General features: G+C 67.7%; 19 protein-coding genes. 12 read left to right on the forward strand and 7 right to left on the reverse strand.

Translation table 11 applies throughout. From position 1 onward, the window contains the following. The first annotated feature begins 137 nt into the window (after positions 1 to 137). Entirely contained in the window at positions 138 to 926 is a 789-nt protein-coding gene (locus EQZ23_RS06065) for a hypothetical protein (RefSeq protein WP_240663307.1), read from the forward strand. Between the two features lie 41 nt (positions 927 to 967). Next, entirely contained in the window at positions 968 to 1,375 is a 408-nt protein-coding gene (locus EQZ23_RS06070; protein ID WP_128453455.1) for a PilZ domain-containing protein, read from the forward strand. 1 nt (position 1,376) lies between these two features. Here the strand turns inward: EQZ23_RS06070 and EQZ23_RS06075 are convergent, their stop codons facing one another. Both EQZ23_RS06075 and EQZ23_RS06080 read right to left on the reverse strand, forming a co-directional pair. Continuing rightward, positions 1,377 to 2,123: a metallophosphoesterase gene (locus EQZ23_RS06075; RefSeq protein WP_128453456.1), complete on the reverse strand. Its 747-nt coding sequence runs from the start codon at positions 2,121 to 2,123 to the stop codon at positions 1,377 to 1,379. Position 2,124: 1 nt separating this feature from the next. Beyond that, entirely contained in the window at positions 2,125 to 3,219 is a 1,095-nt protein-coding gene (locus EQZ23_RS06080) for a catalase family protein (RefSeq protein WP_128453457.1), read from the reverse strand. Positions 3,220 to 3,344: 125 nt separating this feature from the next. On the opposite strand from EQZ23_RS06080, the gene EQZ23_RS06085 reads away from it, so the two are divergent. From EQZ23_RS06085 to EQZ23_RS06105, 5 genes are all read left to right on the forward strand, one after another. Beyond that, complete coding sequence (locus tag EQZ23_RS06085; protein WP_128453458.1) at positions 3,345 to 4,019, forward strand: fumarylacetoacetate hydrolase family protein; 675 nt, start codon at positions 3,345 to 3,347, stop codon at positions 4,017 to 4,019. A 42-nt stretch (positions 4,020 to 4,061) separates the two neighbouring features. Next, on the forward strand, positions 4,062 to 5,699 hold the full coding sequence (locus EQZ23_RS06090; RefSeq protein ID WP_128453459.1) for an OFA family MFS transporter: 1,638 nt from the start codon (positions 4,062 to 4,064) through the stop codon (positions 5,697 to 5,699). Positions 5,700 to 5,758: 59 nt separating this feature from the next. Continuing rightward, on the forward strand, positions 5,759 to 6,652 hold the full coding sequence (locus EQZ23_RS06095; protein WP_128453460.1) for an SDR family oxidoreductase: 894 nt from the start codon (positions 5,759 to 5,761) through the stop codon (positions 6,650 to 6,652). Between the two features lie 243 nt (positions 6,653 to 6,895). Then, a complete protein-coding gene (locus tag EQZ23_RS06100; RefSeq protein WP_128453461.1) occupies positions 6,896 to 8,029 on the forward strand; it encodes a PepSY-associated TM helix domain-containing protein in 1,134 nt (377 codons plus the stop codon). After that, positions 8,026 to 8,250, forward strand: coding sequence for a hypothetical protein (locus EQZ23_RS06105; RefSeq protein WP_128453462.1), 225 nt, complete (start codon positions 8,026 to 8,028; stop codon positions 8,248 to 8,250). Before EQZ23_RS06100 ends, EQZ23_RS06105 begins: the two co-directional genes overlap by 4 nt. A gap of 212 nt (positions 8,251 to 8,462) precedes the next feature. On the opposite strand, the gene EQZ23_RS19760 is transcribed toward EQZ23_RS06105, so the two are convergent. Continuing rightward, positions 8,463 to 9,140, reverse strand: a complete 678-nt coding sequence (locus EQZ23_RS19760) for a hypothetical protein (protein ID WP_164913389.1) — start codon at positions 9,138 to 9,140, stop codon at positions 8,463 to 8,465. 112 nt (positions 9,141 to 9,252) lie between these two features. On the opposite strand from EQZ23_RS19760, the gene EQZ23_RS06120 reads away from it, so the two are divergent. The 3 genes from EQZ23_RS06120 to EQZ23_RS06130 all read left to right on the forward strand — a co-directional run bounded on the left by EQZ23_RS06120 (position 9,253) and on the right by EQZ23_RS06130 (position 13,068). Next, positions 9,253 to 9,918 (forward strand): response regulator transcription factor, encoded by a 666-nt coding sequence (locus EQZ23_RS06120; protein WP_128453465.1) that lies wholly within the window; start codon positions 9,253 to 9,255, stop codon positions 9,916 to 9,918. 178 nt (positions 9,919 to 10,096) lie between these two features. Further along, complete coding sequence (locus EQZ23_RS06125) at positions 10,097 to 11,509, forward strand: HAMP domain-containing sensor histidine kinase (RefSeq protein ID WP_240663308.1); 1,413 nt, start codon at positions 10,097 to 10,099, stop codon at positions 11,507 to 11,509. Positions 11,510 to 11,580: 71 nt separating this feature from the next. Beyond that, positions 11,581 to 13,068 carry a deoxyribodipyrimidine photo-lyase gene (locus EQZ23_RS06130; protein ID WP_128453466.1) on the forward strand — a complete coding sequence of 496 codons (1,488 nt, stop codon included), beginning with the start codon at positions 11,581 to 11,583 and terminating at the stop codon, positions 13,066 to 13,068. Positions 13,069 to 13,111: 43 nt separating this feature from the next. On the opposite strand, the gene EQZ23_RS06135 is transcribed toward EQZ23_RS06130, so the two are convergent. From EQZ23_RS06135 to EQZ23_RS06145, 3 genes are all read right to left on the reverse strand, one after another. Further along, complete coding sequence (locus EQZ23_RS06135; protein ID WP_128453467.1) at positions 13,112 to 13,777, reverse strand: UPF0149 family protein; 666 nt, start codon at positions 13,775 to 13,777, stop codon at positions 13,112 to 13,114. 43 nt (positions 13,778 to 13,820) lie between these two features. Further along, positions 13,821 to 14,018, reverse strand: coding sequence for a hypothetical protein (locus EQZ23_RS06140; protein WP_128453468.1), 198 nt, complete (start codon positions 14,016 to 14,018; stop codon positions 13,821 to 13,823). Positions 14,019 to 14,110: 92 nt separating this feature from the next. Next, positions 14,111 to 15,610: an MFS transporter gene (locus tag EQZ23_RS06145; RefSeq protein ID WP_240663309.1), complete on the reverse strand. Its 1,500-nt coding sequence runs from the start codon at positions 15,608 to 15,610 to the stop codon at positions 14,111 to 14,113. 134 nt (positions 15,611 to 15,744) lie between these two features. Between EQZ23_RS06145 and EQZ23_RS06150 the strand changes: the two genes are divergently transcribed. After that, a complete protein-coding gene (locus EQZ23_RS06150) occupies positions 15,745 to 16,425 on the forward strand; it encodes a DUF6445 family protein (RefSeq protein ID WP_128453470.1) in 681 nt (226 codons plus the stop codon). A gap of 153 nt (positions 16,426 to 16,578) precedes the next feature. Here the strand turns inward: EQZ23_RS06150 and EQZ23_RS06155 are convergent, their stop codons facing one another. Next, on the reverse strand, positions 16,579 to 17,601 hold the full coding sequence (locus tag EQZ23_RS06155) for a LacI family DNA-binding transcriptional regulator (RefSeq protein ID WP_206364163.1): 1,023 nt from the start codon (positions 17,599 to 17,601) through the stop codon (positions 16,579 to 16,581). A 223-nt stretch (positions 17,602 to 17,824) separates the two neighbouring features. On the opposite strand from EQZ23_RS06155, the gene EQZ23_RS06160 reads away from it, so the two are divergent. After that, positions 17,825 to 20,794 carry a TonB-dependent receptor gene (locus EQZ23_RS06160; protein WP_240663310.1) on the forward strand — a complete coding sequence of 990 codons (2,970 nt, stop codon included), beginning with the start codon at positions 17,825 to 17,827 and terminating at the stop codon, positions 20,792 to 20,794. The last annotated feature ends 32 nt before the right edge of the window (positions 20,795 to 20,826 follow it).

Here is a 20,826-nt window from a genome sequence, read left to right on the forward strand (position 1 = left end):
ATACCGGGCGGCGGCCTTTTCTTTTGCGATGTCGCCGGGCGAACCAGCCCCCCCCACCCCTCCCGGCAGATGAACTCTTGGTCATCAGGTCGCTGGCGTGTTGCGGGGCGGGCGCGGGGAGGCTAGGCGAACGGCCGATGCGGTCGGCGTACCATCCTTCGTCGAGCGAGACGCGCGCTTCCACGCGACGCCGCGGTGCCGCGTTCGTGCTGACGGTGATCGCGCACATCCTGATCATCCTGCTGCTGTTGCGGCTGGCCCCCTCGGCGGTCGTCAAGCCGGAGGAACCGCGCGATCCTGTGACGTTCCAGATGGCGCCCGATCAGAGCACGCCGACCCCGGCCAAGCGGACGCCGTCGCCGACCAAGCAGAAGCGCGCCAGCGGTGGCTCGCCGCAGCGGGCCGCGCCGCGCGCCGCCTCCGCGCAGGCACCCCCTGCCCCGCCGAAGTCTCCGCCCCCGCTGCCGATCAAGATGCTGGGCGGGATGGAGATGTTCGACGCCGCCGATATCTCCAAGATGCCCGCGCATCCCGAAGACCAGCTCGCCGGGGGAGATGGCGGGAGCGGGTCGGGGAAGGGTCAGGACAGCGGTTCGGCCTATGGTCCCGGCGAAGGGCCGGGCGGTCAGCGGCTGTACAATGCCGAATGGTACCGCGAGCCCACCCATGCCGAACTCGCCGAATTCCTGCCCAACGGCGCGCCACCGGGTGGCTGGGCGTTGATCGCCTGCAAGACGATCCCGAACTATCAGGTCGAGAATTGCCGGTCGCTCGGTGAATCCCCGATCGGGTCCGGACTGTCGCGGGCGATGCGGCAGAGCGCGTGGCAGTTCCGCATCCGCCCGCCCCGCGTCGGCGGCAAGCCGATGATCGGCGCCTGGGTCAAGATCCGGATCGACTTCACGCAGGGCGGCGACAAGAAATAAGGGCCCGACACGGACCATTCCGCAGAAATATCGGCGCAACCATGGATATCCGCACCGACTCTGGGCATTTTCATCCCATGACGATCGATCCGAGCGACAAACCGCCCTCGCTTGCCCGTGCAACGCGGACGAGCGTGATGTTGAATGCGGACGTGTTTCGCGTCGACCGCGACGGGGCCAGCCAGCACCGCGTCACCAACATATCGGAAAGCGGCCTCTGCATCGCGCAGGCGGGAGACTTTGCAGCGGGCACCGTCGTGGTCGTCGCCGTGGGATCGATCGCGCCGACCGCCGCCAACGTGGTCTGGGTCAGGAGCGGGCTGGCGGGGCTGGCATTCCGGACGGCGATCGACGTCGCCGTGGCGCGGCGCCGCAGGGCCGCCAGCGACACGCTGCGCCCGCCCGCCGCCGGCTGGCTCGCCGAACTCAACAGCCCCTATAAAAGCTGACCTACCGGGTCCGCGGTATCGTCTCGAACCGCCCGTCCTTGACGCGGATTTCGTTGAACGCCGGCGGACTGCCCCGCGTACGCTTCGACAAGGTGCCCGCGCCGATCATCCGGATCGTCCGCCCTTCGCGTTCGATGGGAATGTCGAACGGATCGTGGACGTGCCCCGACAGCACCGCGTGCGCGCCGGCCTCGGCGAGTGCCGACAGGGCCGCATCGCCGTGACGAGTCTTCGCGGTGCCCGTCGTGCCCCCCTCGATGAGGGGATGATGCGCGCCGATGAAGATCAGATTGTCTTTCGGCGTGTCCGCGATGATCGCCAGCGCGCGCTTGAGCGAACCGGGACTCACCCGCCCCTTCGACCAGTTCCACCGCCATTGCGCCCGCGCGGTCGTCTTCAGCGGCACCACCGTCAGGCCGGGAAGCTCCAAGGGCCGCTCGATCATCTGCTCGACGGCGGCATAGCGTTGATAGGGTGAGAACAACCGCCGGAACGGGTCCCAGTAATAGGGAATGTCGTGGTTGCCGACTTCCAGCGTCACCGGCACGCCGAGCGACCGCAACCAGTCGCCGCCCTGCTGGAACTCGGTCTTGGTCGCGCGCATCGTCAGGTCGCCGGTCATGATGACCGCGTCGGGTTTTTCCTCCGCGACGCGCTCGGAGAACCACGCGATCGCAGCCGGGTCCTCCGCGCCGAAATGGACGTCGCTGACGTGGAACAGCTTCAGTGTATGGGCCCCCGTCGCCATGTCAGGCGAGCTCGGACAGCTTGGTCGGCTGGTGCATCGGGCAGCCGTTGAAATTACCGCGGAAGCTTGCCGACTGCTTGTAGGTATCCTTGCGCACGCGGTTCACCCCGCCGAGCGGCTGGTGCGCGGTGATCCCGTGCCAGATGCTGTACGACAGTGCGTCGTCGGTATGATCGGTGACGCCCTGCTCCCATGAAAGCTGTGTCGGCACGTCGAGCGTGGCGACCGTCACGAACGGGCTCTCCGCCTCGTCCCAGACCACCGACGCGTCCTCGATCGGCATCGTTTCGAGATCGGTGTTCAGCTGCACGCGGAACTCCCATTTGCCGCCATGCTCGACCAGCTCCTCGCGGACGACTTCGCGCAGCGCGTCCGGGCGCGCGGTGATGTCGACCAGATCGCCGGTCAGCCGCGTCAGTTCCGGCGATACCGGGAACAGCGCGACCTTCGCGATATAGTCGCCGAAACGGAACGGCGTCTGCGAATAATAGGTCTCGCCGAGCGGATGGACGGGCTTGGCGCCACCGAGCGTGGTCAGCGTCGCCGACTTGCCGCCGACCGCTTCGAGCGCGGACTCGACGACACGGAAGGTGGCCGACATCGCCTTCTTCACGCCCTCGAACCGATCGGTCGTCTTCGCCAGCAGCTTCAGGTTCTTGGCAAAGGCCTTGGGGTCCGCCGCGGAGAAGGCCGGGCCGTTGACCATGATGAAGTCCTGCGTCGTGTCGCCCTCGGATCCCGGCAGGCGAGCGCCCTCGACGTCGAGAATCTTCAGCGCGAGGCCGCGCGGCAGGCTGATGCTGTCGTCAAGGATATCGCCGGCGTTGGTCGAGATCCGGATGATCGCTTCATGCTGGCCCGGCGTTGCGAAGATACCCTGCGCGAGTTCGGGCGGCAGGCCATCGGCGACGGTGAAAGTGCCGCGCGCGATGCCGTGCGCCTTGGCGTGGACCGACCGGACCGCATGGCCGTAATCCTCCGAGGTGGTCTCCAGTATCTCCTGGAACGAGTCCTTCATGCTCTGCAGCGTCTCCTGCTCGTCGGGTGCGATCGTTTCGACCGACGGATCGAACCGCACGGGGTTGGTGCTGGGCATTGGGGTATCTCCGGTTAGTGCCTAGCCGTAACCCGTCGACCCGACAGACGTTCCGGGTCGGTTGCCTCGGCCGATCGTTGCAATGCCGGCGTCCCACGTCGATGTAGTCGGGCAAAGGAGCCACCATGCACATTCCCACGATCACCGCCCCGACCGTCGCCATCGCCGGCTCGACCGATCGCTTCCCGGTCCGCCGGATTTTCTGCGTCGGCCAGAATTATGCCGATCACGCGCGCGAGATGGGCTCCGACCCCGACCGGCAGGAACCGTTCTTCTTCTCGAAGCCTGCCGACGCGGTCGTGGAGAATGGCAGCGCCCTGCCCTTCCCGCCGCAGACCGAAGACCTGCATCACGAAGTCGAACTGGTCGTCGCGCTCGGCAACGGCGGCAAGGACGTCGCGGTCGAGGATGCGGCGGCGATGATCTTCGGCGCGGGCGTCGGCATCGACCTGACCCGGCGCGACCTCCAGGCGGCGGCGAAGAAGGCCGGGCGGCCGTGGGACATGGCGAAGGGCTTCGATCGCTCCGCGCCGGTCGCCGCGCTGACGCCGGGCGTCCCCGCCGCCGCCGGCAGCATCGCGCTCGCGATCGACGGCGAGACGCGCCAGTCGGGCGACCTGTCGATGATGATCTGGAGCGTGCCCGAAATCATCGCGACGCTGTCGACCTTCGTCGAGCTGGCCCCCGGCGATCTGATCTTCACCGGCACCCCTGCCGGCGTCGGGCCGATCCGGCGCGGACAAGCCGTGCGGGCGACGGTCGACGGGTTCGAACCGCTCGAGGTGACATTCACCGCCTGATCGGCCATCGTCCCCGAATATAAGCGGATAAACGGGGACGGCATGGCTGACACGGGCGAGTATGGTGAACGGGACGCGGGCGCGGACGGCTTTCTCAGCCGGGCGCGCACGGTTGCCGGACCGGGTTTCAACCGCTGGCTGGTGCCGCCCTGCGCGCTCGCGATCCACCTGTGCATCGGCATGGCGTACGGGTTCAGCGTGTTCTGGCTGCCCTTGTCGCGCGCGATCGGGATTTCCGATCCGGTCGTCTGCGCCAATCTCTCGCTCGTCGGCGCACTGACCACGACGACCTGCGACTGGCGGGTGAGCGATCTCGTCTGGACGTACACGCTGTTCTTCGTCGTGCTCGGCGCAGCCGCCGCGATCTGGGGCGGCTGGCTAGAACGCGCGGGGCCCCGGAAAGCCGGCGTCGTCGCCGCGTTCTGCTGGTGCGGCGGCATGGGTATCGCCGCGATCGGCGTGTCGATGCACCAGCTCTGGCTGATCTGGATCGGCTCGGGCGTGATCGGCGGGATCGGGCTGGGGCTCGGCTACATCTCGCCCGTCTCGACGCTGATCAAATGGTTTCCCGATCGACGCGGCATGGCGACCGGCATGGCGATCATGGGCTTTGGCGGCGGCGCGATGATCGGCGGACCGCTTGCCGACCTGCTGATGAAGCATTTCGCCAGCCCCACCGGCGTCGGCGTGTGGCAGACGTTCCTGGTCCTCGCGAGCGTCTATTTCGTATTTATGATGGCCGGCGCGATCGGCTACCGCGTGCCTGCCGAAGGTTGGGCACCGGCGGGCTGGACCCCACCGACATCGGCCAAGGCGTCGATCAGCCGCTTCAACGTCGCCTTGTCGAACGCGCACCGCACGCCGCAATTCTGGCTGGTGTGGCTGGTGCTGTTCTTCAACGTCTCCGCCTCGATCGGGATCATCGGCATCGCCTCGCCGATGTTGCAGGAGCTGTTCGGCGGCCGCCTGATCGACGCGCCCGGCGTGTTGTTCACCGCGTTCGACGACGACCAGAAAAAGGCGGCAGCGGCGGTCGGCGCAGGGTTCGTCGGCGCGATCAGCCTGTTCAACATCGGCGGACGGTTCTTCTGGGCATGGCTGTCCGACCGGATCGGGCGCAAGCCGATGTTCGCGACCATCCTCGTCGCGGGCGCACTGCTCTACGGTCTCGCGGCACCGGCACTGGCGGGCACGACGCTCGGCCTGTTCATCCTCGTCTTCTGCATCCTCGCCTCGATGTACGGCGGCGGGTTCGCGACCGCGCCGGCATATCTCGCCGACCTTTTCGGGACGAAATATGTCGGCGCGATCCATGGCCGGTTGCTGACCGCGTGGTCGACCGCGGGCGTGGTCGGGCCGTTGCTCGTCGCGAACATGCGGGACCGCGCGATCGCGGCGGGCGTGCCGCGTGGCGATATCTATCCGCCGATCTTCTGGGTGCTGGCGGCGATGCTGGTCGCCGGGTTCGTCGCGAACCTGTTCGTCCGGCCGGTCGCGGCGAAATTCCACATGCCCGCGGACGACAGGCCGGTCGCGGTCGAGACAGTGGCGGGCGGTGGGACGGTCGCGGCGGAAGGCAGCACCTCGCCGGTGGTCGTGTTCGCTTGGCTCGCGGTCGGGCTGCCGATCCTCTGGGGGATCTACATGACGCTGTCGAAGGCGTTGATCCTGCTCAAGTAACGCGCAACCGGGTCGGTCGGCCATCGGTTGCCCCTGCTTACCCCAGACAGGAGCACCCCATGGCCGACCGGCTCACGATGCAGGATCCGCGCACGCAATATCCGCAGCCCCCCTTTCCGCAACAGCCGCAGGAAGCACCGGGGATCGCGTCGAAGATGGACCCGAAGCCCGATCACGGCGAGACGAGCTACACCGGCTCGGGCAAACTGGGCGGGCGCAAGGCGCTCATCACCGGCGGCGACAGCGGCATCGGTCGCGCCGCCGCGATCGCCTATGCCCGCGAAGGCGCCGACGTCGCCATCGTCTATCTTCCCGCCGAGGAAGCCGATGCGAAGGAAGTCGTCGCGCTGATCGAGGCGGAAGGGCGCAAGGCGCTCGCGCTGCCCGGCGATGTGAAGGACGAATCATTCTGTCGTGCGGCCGTGCAGCAGACGGTCGACGCGTTCGGCGGGCTCGACGTGCTGGTGGTCAATGCCGGCCGCCAGCAGACCCGGCCGACCGTCGCCGATATCTCGACCGACGATTTCGACCAGACGATGAAGACCAACGTCTATGCGCTGCACTGGTTCGTGAAGGCCGCCGCGCCGCATCTGCCGGCGGGCGCGGCGGTGATCACGACCGCGTCGGTGCAAGGCTATGATCCGTCGGACAATCTGCTCGACTATGCGACCACCAAGGCGGCGATCGTCGCGTACACCAAGGGTCTCGCCAAGCAGCTGATCGAGAAGGGTATCCGGGCGAACGTCGTCGCGCCGGGACCGTTCTGGACGGTGCTCCAGCCGAGCGGTGGCCAGCCGCAGGACATGGTCGAGACGTTCGGGTCGAAGAGCCATTTCGGGCGTCCCGGCCAGCCGGTCGAGATCGCCCCGGTGTATGTGCTGCTCGCGTCGCAGGAGGGGAGTTATATCACCGGTGAGGTCTACGGCGTGACGGGCGGCGCGGGCGTAGCCTGACCTCGTATCCTCCCCCGCAGGGGGGAGGTGGCACCGCAGGTGACGGAGGGGGAGGACACGCGACAGAGATTACCCTTCCCTCCCCCTCCGTCTGGCAAGCGCCAGCCACCTCCCCCTGGCGGGGGAGGATCGGTTGAACGAACACCAGCTCCACATCGCTATTGCACATCGTTATCAAATCTGTACCTGTGTCCCGGTGACCCGCACGCAGCGCCTTTCCCCTGATCTGCCCGTGTCCCGCGCATGACCCGCGGCACGATCAAGACCTGGTACCTCGTCCACAAATGGACGAGCCTGATCTGCACCGCGTTCCTGCTGATGCTCTGCGTGACCGGCCTGCCGCTGATCTTCGAGGAGGAGATCGACGGCTGGATCAACCCGCCCGCGCCGATGGCGACGTTGCCCGCCGGCACGCCGTCGCTCTCGCTCGACACCATTCTCGCCCGCGCGGCGACGGTATCCCCCGGCGAAGTCCCGCTCTACGTCAGCTTCGACGAAGAACGCCCGATCGTCTACGTCACCACCGGCCCGACCCCCGACGCGGCCCCCGCGGCGATGCATTTCCATGCCTTCGACGCGCGCACCGGTGCCAAGATGCCGCCCTATGTGCCGGGCGTGATGGCGTTCATCCTCGAACTCCACACCGACATGCTGCTCGGGTTCTGGGCGGAGATATTCCTCGGCGTGATGGGCCTGCTCTTCTTCGCGGCGATCGTCTCGGGCGTGGTGCTCTACGCGCCGTTCATGGCGAAGCTCGACTTCGGCACGTTGCGACGCGGACGCAGCAAGCGGCTCGGCTGGCTCGATCGTCACAATCTGCTCGGCATCGTCACGCTGGTGTGGGCGAGCGTCGTCGGCGTGACGGGCACGATCAACACCTTCGTCGTGCCGATCACCGCCATCTGGAAGGCGAACGGCCTTGCCGAGATCATCGCTAGCGAGACGCGCACGCCGCTCGGGCCCCAGCGCGCCTCGGTGCAGGCCGCGCTCGACGCGGTGCAGCGCCAGGCACCCGAGATGGAACCGCAGTTCATCGCCTTCCCCGGCGTCGTCTTCAGCAGCCAGCATCACTACGCCGTGTTCCTGAAGGGCGCGACGCCGCTGACGTCGAAGCTGCTGCTCCCCGGCTTCGTCGATGCGGCGACCGGGCGGCTCGACGCGGTCGTGCCGATGCCCTGGTACATGCAGGCTATGCTGCTCGCGCAGCCGCTGCATTTCGGGAATTACGGCGGCTTGGCGATGAAGATCGTCTGGGCGATCTTCGACATATTGACGATCATCGTGCTCGGCAGCGGACTGTATCTTTGGCTGCGGCGTCGCGGCGGTCCGAGCGACCAGCGCGTCCGCGAAGTCGTGATGGCGGGAGAAATCGCATGACCCACAAGACCAACCGCCAGATCTTCGCGCTGCCGATCCTGCTGGGCGCGTCGACCGTCGCGGGATTGGGTGCGGGATTGATCGGCGACGGGGTCTGGGACGTCGGCGCGGGCCTTCTGCTGGCGTTGCCGCTGGCCGTCACCGCCCGCTACTGGGTCCGCCAACCCGCCACGCAGGCCCGCCAGGCCGCCGCCCCGCGAGTCGCGTCGATCGCCCGCTAAATTATTCCTCCCCCGCCAGGGGGAGGTGGCAGGCGTCAGCCTGACGGAGGGGGAGGCAAGGAACAACCGCTGTTCCGTGTCCTCCCCCTCCGTCACCTTCGGCGCCACCTCCCCCCGCCAGGGGGAGGATCGGACGTTCGGCGCGGGGATAAGCGCGGTTCCAATGCTGTCCCGAACGAAGGATGGAGCCGGCGTCACCGGCTCCATCCTGGTCACGTCGCTGGCGTAGCCTGCGGGGTTGGCACACTCGTCGGAGCACCCGGTGCTGGCGCCGCACCCGCAGTCATCGGCGGCGGTGGAGGCGCCATGCCGGCTGGGGGCGGAGGCGCACCCGGGCCGCCGGGGCCACCAGGACCATCACGCCCCGGTCCACCCGGTCCACCCGGTCCACCCGGTCCACCCGGTCCGCCCGGTCCACCCGGTCCACCCGGTCCGCCCGGTCCGCCCGGACCACGCGGCGGGCCGCCGATGGGGCCGAGCGCAGTCACCTTGCCGCCGGCGCCGACCAGGAACGAGGCATGGACGAAGCCATTCTCGAACCGGCCCTGGATCGTCACCGGCTGGCCGGCGGTGACCAGCGTCCCGTCCTCGCCTTCGCGACCCAGGTCGACCAGCGCGCGGCCGGTCGGGTCGGCCATCACGAACTTGTTGCCGTAGATTTCGGCGACGGTGCCGCGGATCGTGACGATGCCGTCCGACCGGCCGTCCGACTGGAGCGAGCGGATCGCGACCGGCGTGGCGGGCGCCATCGTCACGCTGGGGCGGGTGGCGGCGACCGTGACGGCACCGGCGGCGCCACCGACGGCGAGCAATCCGGCGGCGGCGAGCGCCAGGCGGTTGCCGCGGAAATTGAAGCCCTTCTTCGGGGCGCTGTAGGAATGTTCGGTCACTTGCGTCTTTCCTCTCGGTGCTTGACGACTCACCGTCTAGGCGCGCGCGGCCGACGCCCGCTGAACCAAGCCGTTCAGATTCCGTTGGGGTCTCGGACATAGGGACGATCGCATGCGGGTATTATTGGTCGAGGACGATGCGGCGATCGCCGACGGGCTGGCGCGGGCGCTGCGCGCGGAGCATTTCGCGGTCGACGTCGCGAGCAATGGCGAGGACGGCGGCCATCTCGGCGCGACCGAACTGTACGACGCGGCAGTGCTCGACCTCGGCCTCCCCAAGCGCGACGGGCTGTCGGTGCTCCGCGACTGGCGTGCAGCCGGTCGCGACCTCCCCGTGCTGATCCTCACCGCGCGCGACGGCTGGTCGGAAAAGGTCGAGGGGTTCAAGGCTGGCGCCGACGATTATGTCGTGAAGCCGTTCCGCGTCGAGGAGGTGGTTATGCGCCTGCGCGCGCTGGTCCGCCGCGCCGCCGGCCACGCTGCGTCGCGCGTGACGTGCGGGCCGCTGGCCTTCGACGCGCAACTCGGCACGTTCGAGCTCGACGGTTTGCCGCTGAAGCTCACCGCGTTCGAATGGCGCGTCCTGTCCGCGCTGATGCTCCGCCGCGAAGTGGTGATCGAACGCGCCGACCTGATCGAGCGGGTCTACGAGGGCGATGCGGACGTGGACTCGAACTCGATCGAGGTGATCATCGGCCGGTTGCGGCGGAAGATCGGCGCGCAGATGATCGAGACGGTGCGCGGGCGTGGGTATCGGCTGACGGCGGATGGGGCGTGATGATCCCTAAAACTATGCGCTACAAGGGCTCCTCCACCCCGGCGAAGGCCGGGGCCCAATTGGGGAAGATCGGTACTGGAGCGTCGTCCAACATAATCGAAACCTCTCCAATTGGGCCCCGGCCTTCGCCGGGGTGGAGCATAACGGACGATCCGTACCCCTCGATCGGCTGCCTGAAGTGAAGAAGCCCCTCGGCCTCATCCCGAGATCACTCTTCGGGCGGATGCTCGTCATTGCAGGCCTGTCGACCGGGCTCGCGCTGCTATTCGCCGGGATCACGATCGGCAATGTCCTCGAGCGCTTCGTCATGCGCGGGCTCGACGAGCGGCTCGATGCGCAGGTGGCGGTGCTGGCGCGCGCGGTTCGCCCCGATGCGACGCTCGACCGGACGCGCGCGGTCGACCTGCCCGAATTCGACGTGCCCGGATCGGACTGGTCGTGGCAGGTCGAAGGCCCCGCCGGTCGGGTCGACAGCGGCACGACCCGACCCCTGCGCCAGATCGAGGCCCCGATCACGCCCCCTGCCCCCAGGCCGGCGCCGCCAACCCCGCGGCCCGATCTTGGGCGCGCGCCTCCCCCCGGCCCCGGCGGCCCGGATGATCGCAAACTCCAACCCGGCGACACGCGCGACCGTGGCGGCGAGCGGCTTCACTCGCGCACCCTGGACGTCGCCACGCCGCGTGGCACCGTGACGATCACCGCGATCGGTCCCCGCCGGATCGTCGAGGAGCCACTGCGCGAGGCGATGATCCCGCTGCTCGGTTCGCTCGCGCTGCTCGGCGGCGGGCTCGCACTGGCGACGCTGCTTCAACTTCGGTTCGGCCTGCGTCCGCTGCGCGATCTCCGCACGTCGCTCGCCGCCGTCCGCGTCGGTACGCAACGTCACGTCCCCGACGACCAGCCCGGCGAGCTGCAACCGCTGGTCACCGAACTCAACGCGCTCATCGACCAGAACGCCGCCGGGCTGGCGCACGCCCGCCAGCATGTCGCCAACCTCGCCCACGGCCTGAAAACCCCGCTCGCCGCGCTATCGCTCAAGCTCGCCGAGGCGAACGCCGACGACGATGTCCGCGACATGGTCGACCAGATCGACCGCCGCGTTCGCCATCACCTCGGCCGTGCCCGCGCCGACGCGACCGGTGGCGCCCGCACCCGGACTCCGATCGCCCCCGCCGTCGACGATCTGGTCGCGGTGTTGCGCCGCATCCACGCCGATCGCCCGATCGCGCTCGCCATCGACTTCCCCGCGGATCTCGCGGTCGCGATCGACCCGCAGGACCTCGACGAGATGATCGGCAACCTCCTCGACAACGCCTGGCACCATGCGCGCGGCGCGGTCGCGATCGGCGCGGCGGCAGACGGCCCGCTCGTCTCGCTCTCGATCGCGGACGACGGCCCCGGTATCGGGGATGCCGCGATCGCGCAGGCGATGCTGCCCGGTCGGCGCCTCGACGAGCAGGGCGATGGCCACGGCTTCGGCCTGTCGATCACGCGCGAACTCGCCGAACTGAACGGCGGCACGGTCACGCTCGGTCGCTCGCCTGACCTGGGCGGCCTGCTCACCCGCCTGGATCTGCCGCAACACCGCTAGTCCGGGTGCCACCGCCGCGCGCCAATCGACCGGGCCATGGATCGGCGGCCCGCGACGATGGTTGAGATGCCATGCCGGCTATCCTCCCCCACTCGCTGTCCTCCTGGTCCGAAGCGCCGCGCGTCCGCGCGCTGAACGCCCGCGATGTCCGGCCCGACGGCCGCTACGTCCTGTGCTGGCTGCAACAAGCACTCCGCGCGCGCGACAATCCCGTGATCGACGCCGCGATCCACCTCGGCAATGCGCTCGGCCTGCCCGTCATCGTGTATCACGGGTTGCGCGAGGATTACCCCTACGCGTCCGATCGCCTGCACCGCTTCATCCTCGGCGCGAGCCGCGATCTCGCGCGGGAATGTCGCCAGCGCGGGCTCGCCTGCGTCCAGTATGTCGACCGTGCCGATGCGCGTGAGAAAGGCCTCGTCTACCGCCTCGCGGCGGACAGCGCCGCCGTGCTGGTCGAGGACCAGCCGACTTTCGTCGCGCGCTGGCAGTCGGAGCGGTTCGCGGCGCGCATCGAGCGTGCGGTCTTCGCGGTCAACGCCGCCTGCCTCGTCCCACCGGCCGTGCTCGGCGACGGTATCGGCTCGACCACCGCGTTTCGACGCCGCCATCAGCCGGTACGGAGCGACTGGCAGGAGACGACCGACGCCGCGCCGGCGGTAGCGCCGTATGACGGACCGCTGCCGTACACGCCGGACCGCCTGGAGGCGTGTTCGGATACCGATCTCGACCACCTCGTGGCGACCGCCGCGATCGACCACACGCTGCCGGTCAGCACGATGTTCCCCGCCGGTCGCGAAGGCGCGCTGGTACATCTCGAGCGGTTGATGGACACGGTGCTGCCGACCTATGCCGCCACGCGCAACGATGCGACCAACCCGGTCGGCGCCAGCATGCTGTCGCCCTATCTCCATTTCGGCGTGATCGGCCCGCGCGACGTGATGGCAACGGTCGAGGCCGCCGATGCGCCGGCCGCCAGCAAGGAGAAGTTCGCCGACGAACTGCTGACGTGGCGCGAATGGTTCCATTATCAGGCCCGCACACTGCCAGCGCCAGAACGGTATGATCGGATTGCGGAATGGGCGCAGGAGACGCTCGAAGCGCATGCCGTCGATCCGCGCCCGGATATCGAGACGCTCGCCGCGCTGCTCCACGGTGAGACCCGTGACGAGACGTGGAACGCCTGCCAGCGCCAGTTCCTGATCGACGGCTGGATGCACAACAACCTGCGCATGTATTGGGGCAAGCGGATCATCGCGATGACTCCCGATCCGCAAACCGCCTGGGCCACCGCCTGCTATCTGAACGACCGCCTGAGCCTGGATGGCCGCGATCCGTCGACCTATGGCAACATCGCGGCGACGTTCGGCGGCGGTTCGCCCGGTCGCGAGGGACCGTCCGTCTACGGCAAGGTACCGACCCGATCGGACGGCTCGACGCGCCATCGGCCAGGCGGCCCCGCATGGCTGCACGCGGCTGCGACCCGATCGCGTCCCGATCCGGCGGTGCCGAGCGACCTGCCGACCGACCTTTATCTGGCGGGCAAGTCGCCCTTGTGATCGGTCGCCTTCGCCGGCGTCCAACCGAAGGCCATCGATACGCCTAGCCGCAACAGCGTTTGGATTTCTTGCCCGACCCGCATCGGCAGGGATCGTTCCTGCCGACCTTGACGGGGGCAACGCCGATCGAGGCCACCGACGATCCGCCCTCTCGGCGCGATCGCGCCGCATGCAGGCGCTGGACGGCATCGACGAGATCGATCTTGGCCCGATCCTCGAACGCGTTGATCTCCACGCTGTCGAGCGGGCTTTCGTTGCGCGCGATGGCGATCAGCATCGACAGGCGCTCGATCGCATCGGCGGCGTCCGGGTCGTCGCCGTTCGCCACCGCATCCCAGCCGTCCGGCCGCAACGCCATCGCCTCGGCGAACCCGTCGATCCACAATTCCCACAGCACGTCGCCATTACGCTCGTCGACGTCGAAGATCGGTCGCAGCTTGCCGCGGGCGAGGTCGCGCGCGATTTCCGCGTGGCGGGCCATGACCGCGTCGACGAACCACTGGACGTCGAGCGGATCGTCGAATGCCGCGACGCCGCTGTCGTCGGAGCCCCAGACGCTCTGCAACCATTCGGCCTGCAGGATGGCTTCGGGGCAGACCAGGATGCCGGTGAGAAACCCGTCAAGCTCGGTCAGCAGCATCGGTTCATCGAGCGGCAGATCGGCGAGCGCGTCGTCGAGGCGACGCAGTCGGGACGCGAGCTGTTTCATGGCATCACCGCGTGATCGGCGGGGCAACGCACCGGGGCACCCGTCACAGGCTCAAGCTGCGCTTGGTCATCTCGGCGCCGGCCATCGCCTTGATTGTCCCCGACGTCTCTTGCGCGAAGATATCCGCGAGATCGAGCAGATCCTCGTCGTTCAGGGCGGCGATCGACGCGTGGATGGCCGCAAGCTGGGCGACCGCCTGAGCGCCCTCGACCGTGCGGCGCTTGATCCGTGATTTGAGCATCACCCGCCGATAGCAGCACTTGGCCGAAAATGGCAAAGTCGGAACGCGTGCAACTAGGCCCCGCAGTCAGGCCCCGCCAGCGGCAGCGCCGATCACGCGACGTCGTCCCGCGTTTCGGGAACGCGCAGCATCGCGAGCGCGGCCAGCGCCATGACGACCGCGGCGAAGGCCATCGTCCAGATCGGTTCGGTCGGGAAGAACGCCTTCAGCACCGATCCCATCAACGTCGCGACCAGCAATTGCGGGAGGACGATGAAGATGTTGAACAGGCCCATATAGATGCCGAGCTTGGCCTGCGGCAGGCTGGAGGCGAGGATCGCATAGGGCATGGCGAGGATCGACGCCCAGGCGATGCCGATGCCGACTTCGCTGACGATCAGCAGCGTCGGATCGCGCACCACGAGAAAGCTCGCAAATCCCGCGGCGCCGCACAGGAGGCATGCGATGTGGGTCTTCACGCGGCCGATCCGCTTCGCCAGCCGGGGCAGGATCAGCAAAGCGACCAGCGCCGCGACCGCATTGTAGACCGCGAACAGCACGCCGACCCAGTCGCTGCCCGCGTTGTAGGCGGCACTCGTCGCGTCGCTCGATCCGTACATATATTGCGCCACGACGGGTGTGCTGAAGATCCACATGATGAACAGCGCGGACCAGCTGAAGAACTGGACGAGCGCGAGACGTTTCATCACGTCGGGCATGTCACCGAAATCGCCGACGATCTGGCTCAGCGCAATGTCGGTGTTGCCGCCGCGCGCGAGGACGATCGCTGCAAGGCTCGCGACGCCGAACGCGACGAGGAGCCCGCCGAGCAGGTATACTTCCTTCTGCAGGGCGAGTTCGGGAACCGCGACGATCACCGCGATGCCCGCGACGATCCAGGCGAAGCTGGCCGCGAAGCCGCGACTGGCGAGCGCGCGGGCCGGCGCGGGCAGCGCCTCGTCCGCATCACGCTCGGCGAACGACGCCATCTGGTCGGGGCTGTATTCGCGCGTGTTGCCGACCGTCCAGAGCACCGCCAGCAGCAAGGCGGCACCGCCGAACCAGAAGCTGTAGCGCACCGTGTCGGGCACCCCCGCGAGCGCATCGCCCGACACGCCGAGATGCGCGAGGACGAACGGAAAGATCGATCCAACCACCGCGCCCATGCCGATGAACGCGGTCTGGAGTGCATAGCCGGCGGTGTGCTGGTCCTTGCGCAGCATGTCGCCGACGAACGCGCGGAACGGCTCCATCGAGACGTTCACTGAGGCGTCGAGCACCCACAAGGTCAGCGCGGCGAGCCACAGCATCTTCGCCTCGGGCATCACGAACAATGCAAGCGCGGCGAGCACGGCTCCGGCGAAGAAATAGGGGCGGCGGCGGCCGAAGCGGGTCCAGGTGCGATCGCTGTAATGGCCGATGATCGGCTGGACGAGCAGCCCGGTCAGCGGCGCCGCAACCCAGAGATAGGAGAGATCGTCGAGCGATCCGCCGAGCGTCTGGAAGATCCGGCTCATATTGGCGTTCTGCAGCGCGAAGCCGATCTGGATGCCGAAAAAGCCGAAGCTGATATTCCAAAGTCCGGCAAAGCCCTGGACTGGTTTCTCGGTCAAAACGCGGCTCCCCTTGGTCGTCGCTTGTCGGCGCGACGATCCTGCGGATGCGGCTTGACGCCAAGCGGGGGTCGAAACAACCATGCATACGAATACCTTGCCGGACCGCGTGGCCGGGCTGCATGAAGGCCGGGATGACCGATACGCCGAAAACCACGCTGCATCGTCTGGGTCGGGAGCAGCGTCCGCTGATCGCGATCGACGATTTCTGGCCCGATCCGGATGCGCTGCGCGAGGATGCGGCGAGCTTGCGGATGACCGCGATCGGCCCGCATTATCCCGGTGTCCGTGCCGAGGTGCCGCCTCGCCTCGCAGAGACGATGCGCCGGAGGATCGCGCCGTTGCTGGCGGAGCATTTCGGTCTCGATCCGGCGCCGGCGGTGTCCGAGGCCTATTATTCGCTGGTCACGACCGCGCCCTCCGATCTGGCACCGATCCAGCGCCTGCCGCATTTCGACGGCGTCGAGCCGCGGCGGATCGCGGTGTTGCTGTTCCTGGGAGAGGGCGAGCAAGGCGGCACCGCCTTTTACCGGCAGCGGTCGACGGGGTTCGAAAGCATCGATGCGTCACGGCTCGATCCGTTCAGGACGGCGCTGGACGCGGACGTGCAGGCGCATGGCATGCCGGACGCGTCCTACATCGCTGGCGACACTGCGCTGTACGCGTGTGTCGCGGTCCAGCCGGCACGCTTCAACCGTGCGCTCGTCTATGCGGGCAATACGCTGCACTGCGCGTATCTTCCGCCCGAGGTGGTGCTGAGCTCGGACCCGCTGGCGGGGCGGCTGACGTTGAACCTCTTCCTGTTCGACGACTGAGCGGCCGCCCGTACACGCGATCCTCCCCCGCCAGGGGGAGGTGGCGCCGAAGGTGACGGAGGGGGAGGTTACGCAACAGCGGTTGCTCATGCCGCCCCCTCCGTCAGGCTGACGCCTGCCACCTCCCCCCTGGCGGGGGAGGATTGTGGTTCGCTACGTCCCGCTGCTCGCGCGGATTACCAGTCGGGTCGGCAGGGGGGCGTCTTCGGACACTTCGCCGCGTAGTCTTGCCAGCAGCGTTCGTACGAGTGCCTCCCCTGCCCGACGCGCGTCCTGGGTCACGGTCGTCAGCGGCGGGTTGGTGAGTTGCGCGGAGGCGATGTCGTCGAAGCCGACGATCGCCACGTCGTCCGGGATCGATCGCCCCGCCGCTGCCAGCGCGCGGATCGCGCCGATCGCGATGCTGTCGCTGGCGGCGAAGATCGCATCAAACTCGGCACCGCGCCGCGCGAGTTCGGCGACCGCGTCCTGTCCGGCATCCTCGGTGGTGATCGCATCGACCTGCAACGCGTCGTCCACCGTCAGCCCGGCCGCCGCCAGCGCATCGCGATATCCGCGGTGGCGATCCTCGAGTTCGGGATACCGTCCGTCGGCCGTGCCGAGGAACGCGATCCGGCGCCGCCCTTGCGCGATCAGGTGCGCGGTCGCCGCTTCGCCACCGCCGCGGTTGTCCGAACCGACCGTGATCCCCGCCGGCCCGGTGCCGACCGCGCCCCAGCGCACCACCTTGGTCCCCTGTTCGGTGAGATGATCGAGCCGGGCGCGATAGGCTTCGTAATCGCCATAGCCGAGCAGGATGATGCCATCGGCCTTGCGGCTGTCCTGGTAATCGACGTGCCAGTCGCCGGATAATTGCTGGAACGAGATCAGCAGATCGTAGCCGGCCCGTGCGCAGGCGTGCGTGATCGAGCCGAGCATCGACAGGAAGAAAGGGTTGATGGTGGAATCGTCTTCGGCAGGCTCTTCGAAAAACAGCAGCGCCAGCGTGTTCGCGGACTGGCTCCGCAGCGAGGATGCGTGCTTGTCGACGGCATAATGCAGGCTTCGCGCGATCGCTTCGATCCGCTGGCGGGTCTGCGGATTGACCGATTTCGATCCCCGCAGCGCGCGCGACACCGTCGGCTGCGAGACGCCCGCCAGTTGCGCGATGTCGAACGAGGTCGGACGGCGCCCCATCACCAGCGCCTTTGCCGGGGCCGATGTCGGCACCAACCCCGGGGAGCGTGGTCGAGAAGAGACACGGTCTGCATGAAACAGTGAATACGTATGCCCGTCCCTTTTGCAACGACCCCGGCCGAAATATAGCCGCCCTGCGACAATCGACGCGAAAGCACGACGTCGAGGCTACCGACACAAGTCATTGAGGATGCGCGGGATCGTTCCCGCCAAAGGGGTATTCATGAGCAATTTTGCACCGTGCCGCACGCGCGCCGCGATCGGCGTTTCCACGCATAGCCGCCTCGCGCTCTGCGTCAGCGCCACCGCGCTCGCCGCCGCGCTGATCCTGCCGGGCCAGGCCGCGTTCGCGCAGGTTGCCCCCGGTGTTCCCAACGCCAATTCGACCGCCCCGGCGCAGGTCGATGCCGTAACGACCGCCGCAGAGCCGACGCCCCAGCCGGCCGGTGCCGTGCCGGCCGCGCCGCAGGACACCGCAGCAGCGACCCCGGCGGACGACGGCGGCGACGATATCGTCGTCACCGGCATCCGCGCCGGCCTCGAATCCTCGGCCAAGATCAAGCGCCAGTCGGTCCTGATCGTCGACTCGATCTCCGCCGAAGACGTCGGCAAGCTGCCCGACGTGTCGATCGCGGATTCGCTCGCGCGCTTGCCGGGCGTGACGGCGCAGCGGCTCGAAGGGCGCGACCAGCGTCTGTCGATCCGCGGCCTCGGCCCCGATTTCTCGACCACGCTGCTGAACGGTCGCGAACAGGTGACGACCGGCGACAATCGCGGCGTCGAGTTCGACCAGTATCCGTCGGAATTCTTCAAGAACGTCAACGTCTACAAATCAGCCGACGCATCGCTGATCGCCGCGGGCATCGCCGGCACGGTCGACCTGCGCATGCTGCGTCCGCTCGACCAGCCCAACCGGATCGTCGCGATCAGTGCGCGCGGCCAGATGAACGGGATCGACAAGCTCAATCCCGACGGCACGCGCTACGGCTATCGCGCGTCGGCGACCTATGTCGACAAGTTCGCCGACAACACGCTGGGCATCGCAATCGGCGTGTCCGCGACGCAGACGCCGTCGCAGAACGAGCGCTACAATGCCTGGGGCTATAGCGGCACCGGCACCACGGCCGATCCGTTCCTCGTCAACGGCGCCAAGCCCTATGTCCAGTCGAACGAACTGAAGCGCTACGGCGGCGTCGCGACGATCGAGTGGCAGCCGTCCGATACTTTCCATTCGACCTTCGACGCACTGTATTCGCATTTCGAGGAAACGCAGATCCTGCGCGGCATCGAATTCCCGCTCGCGGGGCAGCTGGCCAGCGCCGGTACGGTCGGCGGCACGACAGTTTCGGGCGTGACGAGCAGCGATGGCTTCGCCACCGACGCGACGTTCGGCAACGTCTTCGGCGTACAGCGCAACGACTATAACCAGCGCAAGGCGGACAATTACTCGTTCGGCTGGAACAACGATCTGAAGCTGACCGACACGATCCACCTGAACGTCGACGCCAGCTGGAGCCATGCGGATCGCACCGACTTCCTGCTGGAAACCAACACCGGCACCGGGTTCGCCAAGAGCGGCGCGGCCGATACCGTCACGGTCAAGCAGAACGGCAACGGCACCTACACCTTCTCGCCGACGCTCGATTACACCGACACCAACGTCTTCAAGCTGACCGATCCGCAAGGGTGGGGCAACAACGGCAACCAGCAGGTCGTGCAGACCGGCTTCCTCAACCGGCCGAGCTTCAAGGACGACCTGAAGTCGCTCCGCGCGAGCCTGAACGGCGAGTTCTCGAACAGCGTCGTCAAGGGCTGGGAAGCCGGCGGCAACTATAGCCAGCGCAAGAAGACCAGCGCCTACACGTCCTACTTCCTGTGCCCGCCGGGCGGCGGCGTGAACTGCACGGTCGCCAGCGGTACGCCGCTCAGCAGCACCGTGCCGAGCGAAGCGTTGCTCGGCTCCAACGTGGCGCTCGATTATCTCGGCATCCCGCAGATGCTGACGCTCGATCCGCTGTATCTCTACAACAATACGCTGCAGTCCGCGTTCGACGGCCGGCCATCCGCGCTGGTGCGCGACAATGTCGTGCTCGAGAAGGTGTGGACCGGTTACGCCAAGGTCACGATCGACGGGCTGGTCGGGGACAAGCCGCTCAAGGGCTCGATCGGCGCGCAGGTCGTGCATTCGGACCAGAGCTCGACCGGGCAGATCGCCAGCGTCGTCGGCGGCGCGGTGACGATCGCACCGGTGACGGAATCGGTGAAATACACCAACTTCCTGCCCTCGGCGACGATGTCGGTCGAACTGATACCGCTGGGCTTCGTCAAGGTCGGCGCTTCGCAGACGATGGTTCGTCCGCGCCTCGACCAGGAGCGCGTGACGCAGGACGTGGCGATCAACCTGACCAACATCGGCCAGACGCCCGCCGGCCTGTTCCCGGTGTTCACCTCGACCGGCGGCAACGTCAATCTGAAGCCATACCAGTCGACCAACATCGACCTGTCGTTCGAGAAGTATTTCAGCGGTGGCGGCTATGTCGCGCTGTCGAGCTACTTCAAGCACCTGACCGACTTCGTCGATCCGAACAATTCGCTGCCCTACGACTTCTCGGCGCTGTTGCCGGCGCTGACCGCGGCGCAGCAGGCGCAGGTGATCGCCGCTGGCCAGACGATCGGCAACATCTCGACGCCCGACAATACCGGTCGCGGCGAAGTGCTGGGCGTCGAGGCGACCCTATCGCTGCCGTTCAAGGCGATCACGTCGGCGCTCGACGGGTTCGGCATGTTCGCCAGCGGCAACTACACGCAGTCGACGATCAAGTACGGCAGCAACCCGACCGAGGCGATCACCCTGCCCGGCCTGTCCAAATGGACCGGCAGCGGCACGATCTACTTCGAGAAATCGGGCTTCCAGGCGCGCGCGAACTATCGCTATCGGTCGAGCTTCCTGGCCGAGGTTGCGGGTCTGTCCGCCAACCCGACCTATCGCACCGCCCGGGCGGAAGCGATCCTGGATGCGCAGATCGGCTATGAGTTCCAGTCCGGCCCGCTGCGCAACTTCGCGATCCTCGCGCAGGCGAAGAACCTCACCGACCGGCCGTTCGTGACGTACCAGAACGACGATCCGCGCCAGGTGATCGACTACCAGCGCTATGGCCGTGATTACTATGTGGGCATCACGTACAAGTTCTGACCGGGGGGCGGGGCGGTGGATGCCGCCCCGCG

This window comes from Sphingomonas sp. UV9 (assembly GCF_004101245.1).
In the GTDB taxonomy this organism is placed as follows: domain Bacteria; phylum Pseudomonadota; class Alphaproteobacteria; order Sphingomonadales; family Sphingomonadaceae; genus Sphingomonas.

Excerpts from the sequence above, each read along its gene's own strand:
- EQZ23_RS06065 (WP_240663307.1), top strand. The coding sequence starts at position 138 with ATGCGGTCGGCGTACCATCCTTCGTCGAGCGAGACGCGCGCTTCCACG.
- EQZ23_RS06070 (WP_128453455.1), top strand. The coding sequence starts at position 968 with ATGGATATCCGCACCGACTCTGGGCATTTTCATCCCATGACGATCGAT.
- EQZ23_RS06075 (WP_128453456.1), bottom strand. The coding sequence starts at position 2,123 with ATGGCGACGGGGGCCCATACACTGAAGCTGTTCCACGTCAGCGACGTC.
- EQZ23_RS06080 (WP_128453457.1), bottom strand. The coding sequence starts at position 3,219 with ATGCCCAGCACCAACCCCGTGCGGTTCGATCCGTCGGTCGAAACGATC.
- EQZ23_RS06085 (WP_128453458.1), top strand. The coding sequence starts at position 3,345 with ATGCACATTCCCACGATCACCGCCCCGACCGTCGCCATCGCCGGCTCG.
- EQZ23_RS06090 (WP_128453459.1), top strand. The coding sequence starts at position 4,062 with ATGGCTGACACGGGCGAGTATGGTGAACGGGACGCGGGCGCGGACGGC.
- EQZ23_RS06095 (WP_128453460.1), top strand. The coding sequence starts at position 5,759 with ATGGCCGACCGGCTCACGATGCAGGATCCGCGCACGCAATATCCGCAG.
- EQZ23_RS06100 (WP_128453461.1), top strand. The coding sequence starts at position 6,896 with ATGACCCGCGGCACGATCAAGACCTGGTACCTCGTCCACAAATGGACG.
- EQZ23_RS06105 (WP_128453462.1), top strand. The coding sequence starts at position 8,026 with ATGACCCACAAGACCAACCGCCAGATCTTCGCGCTGCCGATCCTGCTG.
- EQZ23_RS06120 (WP_128453465.1), top strand. The coding sequence starts at position 9,253 with ATGCGGGTATTATTGGTCGAGGACGATGCGGCGATCGCCGACGGGCTG.
- EQZ23_RS06130 (WP_128453466.1), top strand. The coding sequence starts at position 11,581 with ATGCCGGCTATCCTCCCCCACTCGCTGTCCTCCTGGTCCGAAGCGCCG.
- EQZ23_RS06135 (WP_128453467.1), bottom strand. The coding sequence starts at position 13,777 with ATGAAACAGCTCGCGTCCCGACTGCGTCGCCTCGACGACGCGCTCGCC.
- EQZ23_RS06140 (WP_128453468.1), bottom strand. The coding sequence starts at position 14,018 with ATGCTCAAATCACGGATCAAGCGCCGCACGGTCGAGGGCGCTCAGGCG.
- EQZ23_RS06150 (WP_128453470.1), top strand. The coding sequence starts at position 15,745 with ATGACCGATACGCCGAAAACCACGCTGCATCGTCTGGGTCGGGAGCAG.
- EQZ23_RS06155 (WP_206364163.1), bottom strand. The coding sequence starts at position 17,601 with ATGGGGCGCCGTCCGACCTCGTTCGACATCGCGCAACTGGCGGGCGTC.
- EQZ23_RS06160 (WP_240663310.1), top strand. The coding sequence starts at position 17,825 with ATGAGCAATTTTGCACCGTGCCGCACGCGCGCCGCGATCGGCGTTTCC.